The 13,781-nt window shown below is 60.0% G+C and carries 12 protein-coding genes; 7 read left to right on the top strand and 5 right to left on the bottom strand.

Features of this window, described 5'->3' with window-relative positions:
* Window positions 1-11 precede the first annotated feature (11 nt).
* Window positions 12-716 carry a trehalose operon repressor gene (gene treR, locus ACA053_RS23530; protein WP_497313493.1) on the bottom strand — a complete coding sequence of 235 codons (705 nt, stop codon included), beginning with the start codon at window positions 714-716 and terminating at the stop codon, window positions 12-14.
* A gap of 236 nt (window positions 717-952) precedes the next feature.
* On the opposite strand from treR, the gene treP reads away from it, so the two are divergent.
* The 7 genes from treP to tadA all read left to right on the top strand — a co-directional run bounded on the left by treP (window position 953) and on the right by tadA (window position 10,557).
* Window positions 953-2,395 carry a PTS system trehalose-specific EIIBC component gene (treP, locus tag ACA053_RS23525; RefSeq protein WP_497393832.1) on the top strand — a complete coding sequence of 481 codons (1,443 nt, stop codon included), beginning with the start codon at window positions 953-955 and terminating at the stop codon, window positions 2,393-2,395.
* A gap of 118 nt (window positions 2,396-2,513) precedes the next feature.
* Window positions 2,514-4,160, top strand: a complete 1,647-nt coding sequence (treC, locus tag ACA053_RS23520) for an alpha,alpha-phosphotrehalase (RefSeq protein ID WP_497313491.1) — start codon at window positions 2,514-2,516, stop codon at window positions 4,158-4,160.
* Window positions 4,161-4,265: 105 nt separating this feature from the next.
* Complete coding sequence (locus ACA053_RS23515) at window positions 4,266-5,489, top strand: maltoporin (RefSeq protein WP_497393831.1); 1,224 nt, start codon at window positions 4,266-4,268, stop codon at window positions 5,487-5,489.
* A 62-nt stretch (window positions 5,490-5,551) separates the two neighbouring features.
* Window positions 5,552-8,086, top strand: coding sequence for a phosphoenolpyruvate--protein phosphotransferase (gene ptsP / locus ACA053_RS23510; RefSeq protein WP_497393830.1), 2,535 nt, complete (start codon window positions 5,552-5,554; stop codon window positions 8,084-8,086).
* 2 nt (window positions 8,087-8,088) lie between these two features.
* Complete coding sequence (locus ACA053_RS23505; protein WP_497393829.1) at window positions 8,089-8,388, top strand: PTS sugar transporter subunit IIB; 300 nt, start codon at window positions 8,089-8,091, stop codon at window positions 8,386-8,388.
* Window positions 8,389-8,683: 295 nt separating this feature from the next.
* Complete coding sequence (locus ACA053_RS23500) at window positions 8,684-10,060, top strand: multicopper oxidase family protein (RefSeq protein ID WP_109634573.1); 1,377 nt, start codon at window positions 8,684-8,686, stop codon at window positions 10,058-10,060.
* On the top strand, window positions 10,060-10,557 hold the full coding sequence (gene tadA / locus ACA053_RS23495; protein ID WP_497393828.1) for a tRNA adenosine(34) deaminase TadA: 498 nt from the start codon (window positions 10,060-10,062) through the stop codon (window positions 10,555-10,557). The genes ACA053_RS23500 and tadA overlap by 1 nt, the downstream gene beginning before the upstream one ends.
* Window positions 10,558-10,688: 131 nt before the next feature.
* Here tadA and cmoB read toward each other — a convergent pair whose 3' ends face one another.
* From cmoB to ACA053_RS23475, 4 genes are all read right to left on the bottom strand, one after another.
* Entirely contained in the window at window positions 10,689-11,645 is a 957-nt protein-coding gene (cmoB, locus tag ACA053_RS23490; protein ID WP_497270968.1) for a tRNA 5-methoxyuridine(34)/uridine 5-oxyacetic acid(34) synthase CmoB, read from the bottom strand.
* Window positions 11,642-12,421 (bottom strand): carboxy-S-adenosyl-L-methionine synthase CmoA, encoded by a 780-nt coding sequence (cmoA, locus tag ACA053_RS23485; RefSeq protein ID WP_178082324.1) that lies wholly within the window; start codon window positions 12,419-12,421, stop codon window positions 11,642-11,644. The genes cmoB and cmoA overlap by 4 nt, the downstream gene beginning before the upstream one ends.
* A 142-nt stretch (window positions 12,422-12,563) precedes the next feature.
* The gene (locus ACA053_RS23480) at window positions 12,564-13,199 is read right to left on the bottom strand and encodes a lysoplasmalogenase (protein ID WP_497393827.1); all 636 of its coding nucleotides are present in this window, start codon (window positions 13,197-13,199) and stop codon (window positions 12,564-12,566) included.
* Between the two features lie 2 nt (window positions 13,200-13,201).
* A complete protein-coding gene (locus ACA053_RS23475; protein ID WP_109634564.1) occupies window positions 13,202-13,594 on the bottom strand; it encodes a protease inhibitor I42 family protein in 393 nt (130 codons plus the stop codon).
* Between the last annotated feature and the right edge of the window lie 187 nt (window positions 13,595-13,781).

The following is a 13,781-nucleotide window of genomic DNA, read 5'->3' as shown; positions in this document are numbered from 1 at the left end:
AGCGTGTAGGGTCAGCGCCGTGCCACATCCGAAAAGTAGAATTTGTCGAGGGTATGCCGAGATTCGGTGTACTCGAACTGGCGACCGTCCTGCAGGAAGGTCTGGTTGCTGACCACGATCACATGGCTTTGGCCGTCGAGGTCCAGATGGTGCTGGTCGTCCTTGCTCCGCGGCACTGCTTCGATAGTGCGCTGGGCGTAGGCGATTTGCAGTTGCAGGGTCTGCTCGATAAAGGCGTAGATCGACTGCTCGGCGATGTCGCGGGACAGGCCGGGAATCACGTCGCTGACAAAATGGTTGATATCGAGGATCACGCGTTTGCCGTCGATGCGCCGCACGCGCTTGATCCGCGTGATCAGGCTGCCTTTTTCAGCTTTGATGTGTTCGAGCAGCGGCCCTTCGAGGGGGATTTGGGTGAATTCCACCACCTCGGTGCTGACGTCGTTGCCCAGTCGCGGATAAGTCTCCTGGAAGCTGACGATGCCGCCCAGCTGGAATTCGATCGGGTTGGTCGACAGCACGAAGGTGCCTTTACCGTGGACTTTCTGGGCGAAACCACGCTCCTGCAATTGCTCGATGGCCTTGCGCACGGTGCCTCGGCTGGCCTGGTAGCTGTCCATCAATTCGGTTTCAGAAGGCAACCGTGCGCCGCGTTCCAGACGTTCGGTCGTGATGCTGGCAAGCAGATCGCTGTAGATCTGGTTGTATTTACTCATGGGGATGGCTCTGTGCCGCGATGTACTCAAGGTTTCGAACCTTAAGGGCAGGGTAGGGGTTTGTCCATGCAGCTTTAGGTTTCATCCCTTCTAGGAGTAGGAAACTTCGCCGCCGGTCGGGTTCAGAATAAACAAAATCAAACTCGTCTGTACGAGTTGTTGCTTTAACTCGTACAGACGAGTACTTTTCGCTTCGGCGTGCTGCCAAAAACAAAAAACTACAGCGGAAGAAAAGCATGAGCCACGACTATCCGAATATCGCCAGCGAGCTGCTGCAAAGCCTCGGCGGCAGCGACAACCTCGAGCAGGCCGCGCACTGCGTCACACGCCTGCGCCTGGCCCTCAAGGACCCGAGACTGGTCAACAGCGCCACACTGAACCAGATCGACCTGGTCAAAGGCTCGTTCTTCACTGGCGGCTTGTTCCAGGTGGTCATCGGCCCCGGCGAAGTTGAAAAGGTCTACGCCGAACTGCGCCGTCAAACCGGTCTCGCCGCTTCAACCATCGCCGACGTTAAACAAAAAAGCGCCGACAAGATAAACGCCATGCAGCGTCTGGTGCGGGTGTTTTCCGACGTGTTCATGCCGATCCTGCCGGCGCTGATCATTGCGGGGCTGTTGATGGGCATCAACAACCTGATCGGCGCCAAGGGCATGTTCATCGAGGGCCAGACCCTGCTGGACGCCTACCCGAAACTCGACGGGCTCTGGAGCCTGATCAACCTGATGGCCAACACTTCGTTTGTGTTCCTGCCTGCCTTGGTCGGCTGGTCGGCGGCCAAGCGATTTGGTGGCAGTGAAATCCTCGGTATCGTGCTCGGTCTGATGCTCGTTCACCCCGATCTGCTCAATGCCTGGAACTACGGAAAGGCCGTTGCGGGTCTCGACGGCCAGAGCCTTCCGTACTTCGACATCCTCGGGCTGTTCCAGATCGAAAAGGTCGGTTACCAGGGGCAGATCCTGCCGATCCTGCTGGCGGCCTATGTGATGAGCGTCATCGAAAAATGGCTGCGGGCGCGGGTGCCGAACGCGGTGCAATTGTTGGTGGTGCCGATTACCACCATCGTTGTCACCGGTGTGCTGGCACTGGCCGTCATCGGCCCGGTGACCCGTCATCTGGGGATTCTCATCACCGAAGGCGTGGTCATGCTGTTCGACCTCGCGCCCATGGTCGGCGGGGCGATTTTCGGGCTGCTCTACGCGCCGCTGGTGATCACCGGCATGCACCACATGTTCCTCGCAGTCGACTTGCAACTGATCTCCACCCAGGGCGGCACGTTCATCTGGCCGATGATCGTCATGTCCAACCTCGCCCAGGGCAGCGCGGCACTGGCGGTGTTCTACATGACCCGCAATGTGCGCGATAAAAGCATGGCCTCGACCTCGGCGATTTCCGCTTATTTCGGCATCACCGAACCGGCCATGTTCGGGGTCAACCTGCGCTACAAATTTCCGTTCTATGCGGCCCTGTGCGGTTCGGCCCTGGGCTGCATCTTCCTGTCGATGAACAAGGTCCAGGCCTCGGCCATCGGGGTCGGCGGCTTGCCTGGTTTCATCTCGATCATTCCGCAGTTCATTCCGATGTTCGTGATCGGGATGGTCATCGCGATGGTGGTGCCGTTTGTTCTGACCTGTGGGTTGAGCATGAAGATTGTCCGGCCAGGGTTTCGGGTCGCCTGAAAGATCGCATTCGCGAGCAAGCTCGCTCCTACAGGTTGACTGCATTCCAATGTGGGAGCGGGCTTGCTCGCGAAGGGGCCCTCAAGGCCCTTACAAAACTTATTGAAGGAATAGCGCCATGCAAGACTGGCAACGTTCGGTGATCTACCAGATCTACCCGAAGAGTTTTCACAGCCACGCCGGCAACCCCACGGGTGATTTGCTCGGCGTCGTGGCCAAGCTCGATTACCTGCACTGGCTGGGTGTCGATTGCCTTTGGATCACGCCGTTCCTGCGTTCGCCCCAGCGCGACAATGGTTACGACATCAGCGATTACTACGCCATCGACCCGAGCTACGGGACCATGGCCGATTGCGAGTTATTGATCGCCGAGGCCGGCAAGCGCGGGATCAAGTTGATGCTCGATATCGTGGTCAACCACACCTCGATTGAACACACCTGGTTCCAGCAGGCCCGCAGCAGCCTCGACAACCCGTACCGCGACTTCTACATCTGGCGCGATCAGCCGAACAACTGGGAATCCAAGTTCGGCGGTTCGGCCTGGGAATACGAGGCGCAAACCGGCCAATACTTCCTGCATCTGTTCGATCACACCCAGGCCGACCTGAATTGGGACAACCCGAAGGTGCGCGCCGAAGTCTTCAAGATGATGCGTTTCTGGCGCGATAAAGGCGTGGGCGGTTTCCGTCTCGATGTGATCAATCTGATCTCCAAACCGGCGGATTTCCCCGAGGACAACACCGACGGGCGACGCTTCTACACCGACGGCCCGAATGTGCATGAGTACTTGCAGCAAATGCACCGCGAAGTCTTCGAAGGTCACGACCTGATCAACGTTGGCGAGATGTCCTCCACCAGCCTTGAGCACTGCATTCGCTACTCGAAGCCGGATTCAAAAGAACTGTCGATGACCTTCAACTTCCACCATCTGAAGGTCGATTACCCGAACCTGCAGAAGTGGATCCGCGCCGACTTCGACTTCCTCCAACTCAAGCGCATCCTCTCGGACTGGCAGACCGGTATGCAGGCCGGCGGTGGCTGGAATGCGCTGTTCTGGTGTAACCACGACCAGCCGCGCGTGGTCTCGCGTTTTGGCCATGACGGCGAGCATCGCGTGGTGTCGGCGAAGATGCTCGGCACCGCGCTGCACTTCCTTCAGGGCACGCCGTTTGTGTATCAGGGCGAAGAGTTGGGCATGACCAATCCGGGGTTTGATCACATCGATCAGTATCGCGATGTCGAGACGCTGAACATCTTCCGGCTCAAGCGCGAAGCCGGTGCTAGCGATGCCGACAACATGGCGGCGATCATGCAGAAGTCCCGGGACAACGGCCGTACGCCGATGCACTGGAACGCCGAGCCGAACGCCGGATTCAGCGCCGCAGAACCCTGGATCGGCGTACCGGCCAACGCGACGCAGATCAACGTCGCCTCCCAGCTCGACGACCCGGATTCCGTGTTGCATCACTATCGTCAGTTGATTGCCCTGCGCCGCAGTGAAGCGCTGATCTGCGATGGCGTCTATCGGCAGTTGTTGCCGGAGCACACGCAGATCTGGGCGTATGTCCGCGAAGGGAATGGCGAACGTTTGCTGGTACTGAACAACTTCTATGGCACGCCGTGCGAAGTCGAACTGACGGATGACGTGATCAGCGAAGCGATGGCTCAGCGTCTGGTCATCAGCAACTACCCGGACTGCCCGCAGCGAAATCGGCAGATTCTTCTCAGGCCCTATGAGTCATTCGTTTTGCACCTGACCGACTGACCGACCACTAAAAAACACCGATTTTAAAAACACGCAGAACGCTGCGCGGGAGAGTTTTGCGCGCCGAATTTGCAGAACAACACAATAAAAATAATGGGGTGGTTCTTGAAAACAACACTAAATCGCAGTCTTGCCGTCGCGAGCGTATGCCTGGCGTTGCCATTGTCGGCGCAGGCCCTGGAGTTCGGCGGTTACTTGCGCAGCGGCGTCGGAACGTCGGTCAACAGTGGTAAACAGCAGTGTTTCCAGCTGCCCGGCGCGCAGACCAAATACCGCTTGGGCAACGAGTGTGAGCAGTATGGTGAACTCGAACTACGCCAGGACCTGTACACCCTGGACGACGGTTCGGTGCTGAGTGTCGACGGCATGGCTTCGCTGTATAACCAGTACGACAAGGACCTGACGTTCAATGGCGATAACGGCTCGGTGCGCCTGCCACAGCTTTACGCGCAATGGTCGAACATGCCGAGCCTCAACGGCGGCTCGTTGTGGGCCGGTCGACGTTACTACAAGCGAAACGACATCCATATTTCCGACTTCTACTACTGGAACCAGAGCGCCACCGGCGGCGGTATCGAGGATGTGCTGATCGGCGATCTGAAATACAGCTATGCCTTTTCACGCAAGGACAACCTGTACCAGAAGGACTACATCAATCGTCACGATTTCAACGTCGCCGGTTTCAACACTAACCCCGGTGGTGAACTGGAATTCGGCCTGAGCTACATCGACAAACCCGACAGCCGCAATGCACACCGCGGCTGGGCAATCACCACTCAGCATGTGCAGAAAGGCTTTCTGGGCGGCAAGAACAAACTGGCCTTCCAGTATGGCGAAGGCCCCGGCACCGGGTTGGGCTATACCGGTAACGTGAAACTGGACGACAGCAACAAAAGCTATCGTGTGGTGGAGTTTTTCGACTGGCAAGTGACACCGCGGTTCGGTGGGCAACTCGAGGCGGTTTACCAGAAAGACATTCGCCCGGACGGTGCCGACCAGAACTGGATTTCCCTGGGGATTCGCCCGGCCTACGCGATCACCGAGCAGTTCAAGCTGGTGACCGAACTGGGTCACGATCAGGTCGAAGCCGAGGGCGGCACACGCAAGCTGAGCAAGTTCACCTTCGCTCCGACGTGGTCGCCCAAAGGCCCGGAATTCTGGGCTCGCCCCGAGGTGCGTCTGTATTACACCTATGCCAGCTGGAACGAGGCGGCCAAACGGGCGGCCAATGAACTGGCGGCGGGTTCGGCGTTGTCCGATACCGGCGCCTTCGGCACGGCGCGGCACGGCTCGAATGTCGGATTGCAGGTCGAGTACTGGTGGAAATAAGCGATGCTGTCGGAGCCTCGCGCTCCATCGGCACTTCAAAGAACAAAACAGCAGGTGACGTCATGGCCACACCCCAACAATTGCAACTGCACGCCCCGTTGTCCGGCGTATTGATGCCACTGGACCTCGTGCCCGATCCGGTGTTTTCCAGCCGCGTGATCGGCGATGGCGTGTGCATCGATCCGACTTCATCGACCTTGTGTGCGCCGCTGGCAGGGGTTGTCAGCAATGTGCAGGCCAGTGGGCATGCGGTCAGCATCACCGACGAAAACGGCGTGCAGGTGTTGATGCACATCGGCCTCGACACGGTGAACCTGGCAGGCAAGGGGTTCACGCAACTGGTGGAGGAGGGCCAGCAGGTTGATGTCGGGCAGGCGCTGATCGAGTTCGATGCCGATTTTGTTGCGACGAATGCCCGCAGCCTGCTGACGTTGATGCTGGTGGTCAGCGGTGAGCCGTTCGCCTGGGTGACGCCGGAAACGGGCCTGGTGGAAAGTGGTCAGCCGCTCTTGAGTTTGAATCCGATTGAGCAGGGGACGGATGCACCGGTAGTGGAAGAAGACGAAGCAGTGTTCTCCAAACCGGTGACACTGGCCAATCCGAATGGCTTGCACGCCCGTCCGGCCGCGGTGTTCGCCCAGGCGGCGAAAGGTTTTTCGGCGAGCATTTGCCTGCATAAGAAGCAGGAGAGTGCGAACGGGAAATCCCTGGTGGCGATCATGGCGTTGCAGACGGCTCACGGTGACGTTTTGCAAGTCAGCGCGGCCGGTCCGGACGCTGAAGCGGCGATCAAGACATTGACTGACCTGCTCATGACTGGATGCGGTGAAGCGGTGGAAGCTTCGGCGCAGGTTGAGAAGAATGCGATCGAGGCTTCATCGCTGAACATTTTGCGTGGAGTTTGCGCATCGCCCGGATCGGCGTTTGGCCAAGTGGTGCAGATAGCCGAGCAAAACCTGGAAGTGAATGAACTCGGCACTACACCGCAGGCTGAACGCGATCATCTGTCTCGCGCCCTGGCCGAGGCGCTGGTGGATCTGCAACAGTTGCGTGACAGCGCCATTGGCGACGCGCAGGCAGACATCTTCAAGGCGCATCAGGAACTGCTCGAAGACCCGGGTTTGCTGGAAGTGGCTCATGTGCAGATCAACGAAGGCAAAAGCGCCGGTTTCGCTTGGCGTACGGCCACCGAGTCGGCCGCCACCTTGTTCAAAAACCTGGGCAATGCGTTGCTCGCAGAGCGGGCTGCGGATCTGGCCGATGTGAGTCAGCGGGTGCTCAAGTTGATCCTTGGCCTACAGGATCAGGCAATGGAGCTGCCGGAAGGGGCGATCCTGATCGCCGAACAACTGACGCCGTCACAGACTGCCGGGCTCGATACCCGAAAGGTGCTGGGTTTCGCCACGGTCGGCGGCGGCGCCACCAGTCACGTCGCGATCCTCGCCCGGGCGTTCGGGTTGCCGGCGATCTGCGGGCTGCCGGTGCAAGTGCTGGCGCTGGTCAACGGCACCCAGGTGCTGCTCGATGCTGACAAGGGCGAGCTGCAGCTGGATCCGGATCTGCAGGCCATTGAACTGCTGCAAGCCAAACGGCAGCTGCAACAGCAACGCCAGCAACATGAGTTGGCGCACGCAACGCAGGCCGCCTGTACCCGCGACGGTCATCATTTTGAAGTCACGGCCAACATCGCTTCGCTGGCTGAAGCCGAACAGGCGATGGCACTGGGAGGCGAGGGCGTCGGTTTGCTGCGTTCGGAGTTTCTTTATCTGGATCGCAACCATGCACCGAGCCATGACGAGCAGGCGTCGATCTACAGCGCCATCGCCAAGACACTTGGGCCAACGCGCAATCTGGTGGTGCGCACCCTGGACGTCGGCGGCGACAAACCGCTGGCCTACGTGCCGATGGACAGCGAAACCAACCCGTTCCTGGGCATGCGCGGGATTCGTTTATGCCTGGAGCGCCCGCAGCTTTTGCGCGATCAGTTCAAGGCCATTCTGAACAGCGCCGGGCTGGCCCGCCTGCACATCATGCTGCCGATGGTGACGCAGCTTTCGGAGTTGCGTCTGGCTCGGCAACTGCTTGAAGAGGAGGTGCTGGCGTTGGGCCTCACGGAACTTCCCAAGCTGGGCATCATGATCGAAGTGCCGGCGGCGGCACTGATGGCCGATCTGTTTGCACCCGAGGTGGATTTCTTTTCCATCGGCACCAACGACCTCACGCAATACACCCTGGCCATGGACCGCGATCACCCGCGTCTGGCCAGTCAGGCCGACAGCTTTCATCCGGCGGTGCTGCGCTTGATTGTCAGCACCGTGAAGGCCGCGCACGCCCACGGCAAGTGGGTCGGTGTGTGTGGCGCCATGGCCTCCGAGACGCTGGCCGTGCCGCTGTTGCTGGGGCTGGGGGTGGATGAGCTGTCAGTGAGTGTGCCGTTGATTCCGGCCATCAAGGCGGCCGTTCGCGAAGTGGATCTGGTGGACTGCCAGGCCATTGCCCAACAGGTCCTGGGTCTGGAAAGTGCCGGGCAGGTGCGCGAGGCGTTGCGCCTGTATCACGAGGCGACGGTCGATACTTCACTGGTTCTGGAGAACTGAACATGTTCGAGAAAATGCAGCGAGCGTTCTGGAAAGCGTTGACGCCGGATCTGGTGGTTGATGAGCCGAAGGTAATTGCTCAGCCTGTTTCCGGGCTGGCGCCAGAAGTCGTAGCCGCGCTGGGCGGTGTGGATAACCTCAAGTCGCAGCAGCCTGTGGCGCTGACCCGGGTGCGGGTGGAGTTGCGGGATGTGGCGCGGATGGATCGACAGGCATTGAATGTGGCTGGGGTGCCAGGAGTCATGATGCTGGGCGAAGGCGTTGTGCATTTGTTGATGGGATTGGTAGCTGCCGGACGTTAGTTGATCAGATTCAAGAGCCACCCCTCACCCCAGCCCTCTCCCCACGGGGGAGAGGGGGAAAGGGAGCAGATCTTCAAGCTTTTCAAACCTGAGTTCGGCTCGATTTTTCAGGTCGATGTAGCTCCAGGAACAACTCGGTCAGTCCCCTCTACCCCCTGGGGAGAGGGTTAGGGTGAGGGGTGGCTCTCTGCGGCCATCCGCCGCCCCACCCTTACCGTTTCTCATCCGCAGGTGTATCGTATTCGCCTTTTACAGGCCCTCGGGCCTGTCGCTGATACGTGAGGTAGTTGAGTTCATGTCCTTTACCCGTCGCCAAATCCTCGGTGGCCTGGCCGGTCTTGTTGTCGTTGGTGTCGGAGCGGGGGGCGCGTCGCGGTACTGGCTGGGCAAGATGGCTGACGCTGACGCCGGCCACGACTATGAACTGATCGCAGCACCGCTGGATGTCGAACTGGTCGCTGGGCACAAGACCCCAGCCTGGGCGTTCGGCCCGTCGGCGCCAGGCACCGAGTTGCGGGTGCGTCAGGGCGAATGGCTGCGGGTGCGCTTCATCAACCATCTGCCGGTGGCGACCACCATTCACTGGCACGGCATTCGCCTGCCACTGGAGATGGACGGTGTTCCGTACGTTTCGCAATTGCCGGTGTTGCCGGGCGAATACTTCGACTACAAATTCCGTGTACCGGACGCCGGCAGTTATTGGTATCACCCGCACGTGAACAGCAGCGAAGAACTCGGCCGTGGCCTTGTCGGCCCGCTGATCGTCGAAGAGCGCGAGCCTACCGGTTTCAAGTACGAGAAAACCCTGAGCCTCAAGAGCTGGCACGTTGATGAAGAGGGCGCTTTCGTAGCGTTCAGCATTCCTCGCGAGGCCGCCCGTGGTGGCACGGCGGGGCGCCTCTCGACCATCAACGGTGTCTCGCAAGCGGTGATTGACTTGCCCGCCGGGCAAATCACCCGTGTGCGCCTGCTCAACCTCGATAACACGCTGACCTATCGCCTCAACATTCCCGGCGTCGAAGCGCAGATCTATGCGTTGGACGGCAATCCCGTAGAACCGCGGCCCATGGGCAAGGAATACTGGCTCGGCCCGGGCATGCGCATCTGCCTGGCGATCAAGGCGCCGCCCGTCGGTGTGGAATTGTCCCTGCGCAACGGCCCGGTTCGCCTGGGCACATTGCGCTCGGTAGCGAATACCGATGCACCCACCGAATGGCCGCCCGCGCTGCCCGCCAACCCGGTGGCAGAACCGGACCTGGCCAATGCCGAGAAACTCAACTTCAATTTCGAATGGGTAGGCTCGGTGTCGGTCAACGTCGACAACGGCAAGCCGCCGAGCTTGTGGCAGATCAACGGCAAGGCCTGGGACATCACCGACAAGACCTGTGCCGACCGGCCGATTGCCAAGCTCGAGAAGGGCAAGAGCTACATTTTCGAATTGAAGAACATGACTCAGTATCAGCATCCGATTCACCTGCACGGCATGAGTTTCAAGGTCATCGCCTCGAACCGGCACAAGGTCATTCCGTACTTCACCGACACCTACCTGCTGGGCAAGAACGAGCGCGCGCGAGTTGCGTTGGTGGCGGATAACCCCGGCGTGTGGATGTTCCATTGCCACGTGATCGATCACATGGAAACCGGCCTGATGGCCGCCATCGAGGTGGCCTGATGCGTCAGATTCGTCCCGCCGCGATCATCGACCGTAGCCGCGACCGCGACTTCATGCGCGAAGCCCTGGCCCTGGCCGCACAAGGCGCGGCGCTGGGTGAAGTGCCCGTGGGCGCAGTGCTGGTGCAAGACGGCGAAATTATTGGTCGCGGCTTCAACTGCCCGATCAGCGGCAACGACCCGAGTGCCCATGCCGAGATGGTCGCGATCCGCGCCGCGGCGTTGGCGGCCAGCAACTATCGGCTGCCGGGCAGCACGCTGTACGTGACCCTTGAGCCGTGCAGCATGTGCGCCGGGCTGATCGTGCATTCGCGGATTGCGCGGGTGGTGTATGGCGCTCTGGAGCCGAAAGCGGGGATTGTGCAGAGTCAGGGGCAGTTTTTTACCCAGGGCTTCCTGAATCACCGGGTGCTGTTTGAGGGCGGGGTGTTGGCGCAAGAGTGCGGGGCTGTACTCAGCGAGTTCTTCAAGGCCCGCAGAGCCAAACCTTCAGAATAAACACCGGCCCCTGTGGGAGCGGGCTTGCCCGCGATGGCGTCGGCACATCAAACATTGATTTTGACTGAACCAACGCTATCGCGGGCAAGCCCGCTCCCACAGGTTTATCTGGTGTCTGGGAAATTGGAGTTCTACTTACGAGCAACAATGACGGCCCGCATCGGCGCCGGCAGCCCTTCAACCGTCTTGCTGTGATCCTGCGGATCCAGAAAATCACTCAACGACTGATACTTCATCCACTCCGTCCCGCGCTGTTCCTCGACCGTGGTCACGCTCACGTCAACACAGCGAACATCCGTGAACCCGGCACGCCGCAGCCACAATTCCAGCGCCGGCACCGACGGCAGGAACCACACGTTACGCATCTGCGCATAACGGTCTTCCGGCACCAGCACCTGCTGCTGATCGCCTTCGATCACCAGCGTCTCCAGCACCAGTTCACCACCCTTGACCAGGCAATCCTTCAGCGCCAGCAAATGCTCGATCGGCGAACGACGGTGATAGAACACGCCCATGGAAAACACCGTGTCGAAGCCTTCCATGTTTGGCGGCAGGTCTTCGAAAGGGAACGGCAGGTGCCAGGCATTGGGTTCTGACAAGTAACGCTGCACCGCCTGGAACTGGCAGAAGAACAGCCAGTTCGGGTCGACACCGATCACGCTGTCGGCCCCGGCACCGAGCATGCGCCACATGTAGTAACCATTGCCGCAACCGACATCGAGGATGCGTTTGCCCTTCAAATCCAGGTGCGGAGCGACCCGCGACCACTTCCAGTCCGAGCGCCATTCGGTGTCGACGTGCACGCCGAACAGGTCGAACGGGCCTTTGCGCCATGGCGACAAACCCATCAACGCCGTGCGCATTTGCGCACGGGTTTCGTCATCGCAGTCAGTGTCCAGCGTCAGACCGTTGAGCAAATCAACTTCACTCGGCTGAATCTTCGGCAGAGCATCCAGCGCACTTTGCCAGCGCTCAAGGTCGCCGTGACCCTTTTCCATTTTCTTGTCGAGTTGCGCTTGCAGGGTGTTGGCCCAGTCGGCCAGCGGTGTGCCGGCCAATCGGCGGGCGAGGGGGGATAGATCAATCATGGCAAGGCAATCAACGAGGCAAAGTTAAGACATTGGAACCACGGCACGACTTTCGAGAACCCGGCAGCCAACAGGCGCTCGCGGTGTTCTTCGAGGCTGTCGGGCTTCATGACGTTTTCGATGGCGCTGCGCTTCTGGGCGATTTCCAGCTCGCTGTAGCCGTTGGCGCGTTTGAACGCGACATGCAAATCAGTGAGCAGCGCGTGTTCTTCCAGATCATTGAAGCGCAGCTTCTCCGACAGAATCAGCGCGCCGCCGGGCAGTAGCGATTGGCGGATACGCGAGAGCAACGCGGTGCGCTGGTCCGGGGCGATGAATTGCAGGGTGAAGTTCAGCGCCACCACCGAGGCGGGCTGAAAGTCGAGGGCGAGGATGTCGCCCTCGATCACTTCCACGGGCAGCAACTCCTGGAACATCGAGTCCTGACCGTTGAGGTATTCGCGGCAGCGCTCGACCATCGCCGCCGAGTTATCCACAGCGATCACTCGGCAACCGTCGGTGCGCACGTGACGACGCAATGCTTGAGTCACGGCGCCCAAGGACGAGCCCAAGTCGTAGAGCACGCTGTTGGGCTGGGCGAATTGCGCGGCGAGCACGCCGAGGTTCTCAACGATGGTCGGATAACCCGGCACCGAGCGCTTGATCATGTCCGGGAACACCCGCACCACGTCCTCGTTGAAGGCGAAGTCAGGCACTTGGGCCAAAGGCTGGGCGAAAAGGCGATCGGGGTCTTTGCTCACGGCGGTTCCAGCGGCATAGGTGGAAAAGGCCGGCATTTTAGCCAAATTGACGGGGGGATGCGCGGGTTGTCTGACGTGGTGAGGGGATTTATCCCCGTTGGACTGCGTAGCGGTCCCTAGGATCAAAGCCTTGCGTCTGCTACGCAGCCGAACGGGGATAAATCCCCTCACCACAAATTCAACGCGATTTCGGGCCAAACGCCGACGCCGCAATCCCCCATTGCCCCAGCCAGTAACTGAGGATAATCACGTAAGGCGCGGCGTTAAACGGCAAGACAAACCGGTTGATGCCAATCACGCTGTCCGAAAACACAAACGCCACGGCGCCAGCCGCTGCCAACAGCGCCGAACGTTTCGGCACTTCGGTCCCGAGCCGGGCCAGCGCCCGCCAGAGCATCGCGCTGATGGCCAACCCGTAAACAATCACCGGGATCAACAATGGGCCCAGCCCGTGGGAAATCAAAATCCCCAGCAGCACCGCGCCGACGGCCAAGGCAATCACCAATGGCAACAATGCCAACCGCCGGCAATCGCTCAAGTAGGCTTTCAGATACGCTAGGTGGGCGACCAAAAAAGCCCCAAGCCCAAACACAAACAAATCCCCCGGCCACGCCAGCAACACATCGCCGAGCAGGGAGAAAATCAATCCAAGGCTGATCCAGCGCCGGTATTCGCTGGGTGGTGCGTCATGCAACCAACCGAGCAAGGCCAACACCGGCAACGGCTTGACCAGCAGACAGAGCAGCGCGGCGTGCACGCTCAGGCCATACAGAAAAGTCACCGCGCCCATCAGCGCCAGAATCAGCCAGCCCACGATCAGTTAACCGCGATCGGGCAGTCGAAGGTTTTCACGGCCGGCACTTCCGGTGCCCAAGGCTGTGAATAGGTCAGACGCAAACGGCCCGTACCGGCAGTGAACGCCTGAAAGCGCCAGGTCGAAATCCCGGCGCTGCCGACGATCCCGGCATCTTCCGGGTTGCTGTACACCTCAGGACTGAGCGCATGCAGCACACCGCCGGCCGAATCCTGGATTGCCCAACGATAACCCGTGGTCGGGTTGCTCGGCAGAGTCAGGATCAGGATCTGTCCGTTGCGCATTTGCAGCGGGCATTCGCCTTGTTTTTCCACGGTCACGTTCTGTTTCGGTTGCGTGGCGCAGGCGGCCAGCAAGGAGAGGGCGAGGGGGACAAACAGGCGGGTGGGGGACATAAGGTCAGTGGCTCCGGCGTTCACGACGAACGGCGAGCATAACTGAAGATGAGACAAAGTGTGACAGGTTCAGAAATGGGGGTGTCAGTAATGACGCCATCGCTAGCAGGCTAGCTCCCACAGGGGTTGCAGTGAACACAAAATTTGTGAACACCACCCATCCTTGTGGGAGCTAGCCTGCTAGCGA

Source organism: Pseudomonas sp. LBUM1672 (genome assembly GCF_059695655.1).
The sequence above is the reverse complement of the archived record's forward strand: the minus strand, read 5'-3'. Positions and strand labels throughout refer to the sequence as shown.

Bases quoted from the DNA above. Each gene is read 5' to 3' on its own strand.
- treR (WP_497313493.1), bottom strand. From the start codon at position 716: ATGAGTAAATACAACCAGATCTACAGCGATCTGCTTGCCAGCATCACG.
- treP (WP_497393832.1), top strand. From the start codon at position 953: ATGAGCCACGACTATCCGAATATCGCCAGCGAGCTGCTGCAAAGCCTC.
- treC (WP_497313491.1), top strand. From the start codon at position 2,514: ATGCAAGACTGGCAACGTTCGGTGATCTACCAGATCTACCCGAAGAGT.
- ptsP (WP_497393830.1), top strand. From the start codon at position 5,552: ATGGCCACACCCCAACAATTGCAACTGCACGCCCCGTTGTCCGGCGTA.
- ACA053_RS23505 (WP_497393829.1), top strand. From the start codon at position 8,089: ATGTTCGAGAAAATGCAGCGAGCGTTCTGGAAAGCGTTGACGCCGGAT.
- ACA053_RS23500 (WP_109634573.1), top strand. From the start codon at position 8,684: ATGTCCTTTACCCGTCGCCAAATCCTCGGTGGCCTGGCCGGTCTTGTT.
- tadA (WP_497393828.1), top strand. From the start codon at position 10,060: ATGCGTCAGATTCGTCCCGCCGCGATCATCGACCGTAGCCGCGACCGC.
- cmoB (WP_497270968.1), bottom strand. From the start codon at position 11,645: ATGATTGATCTATCCCCCCTCGCCCGCCGATTGGCCGGCACACCGCTG.
- cmoA (WP_178082324.1), bottom strand. From the start codon at position 12,421: ATGCCGGCCTTTTCCACCTATGCCGCTGGAACCGCCGTGAGCAAAGAC.
- ACA053_RS23475 (WP_109634564.1), bottom strand. From the start codon at position 13,594: ATGTCCCCCACCCGCCTGTTTGTCCCCCTCGCCCTCTCCTTGCTGGCC.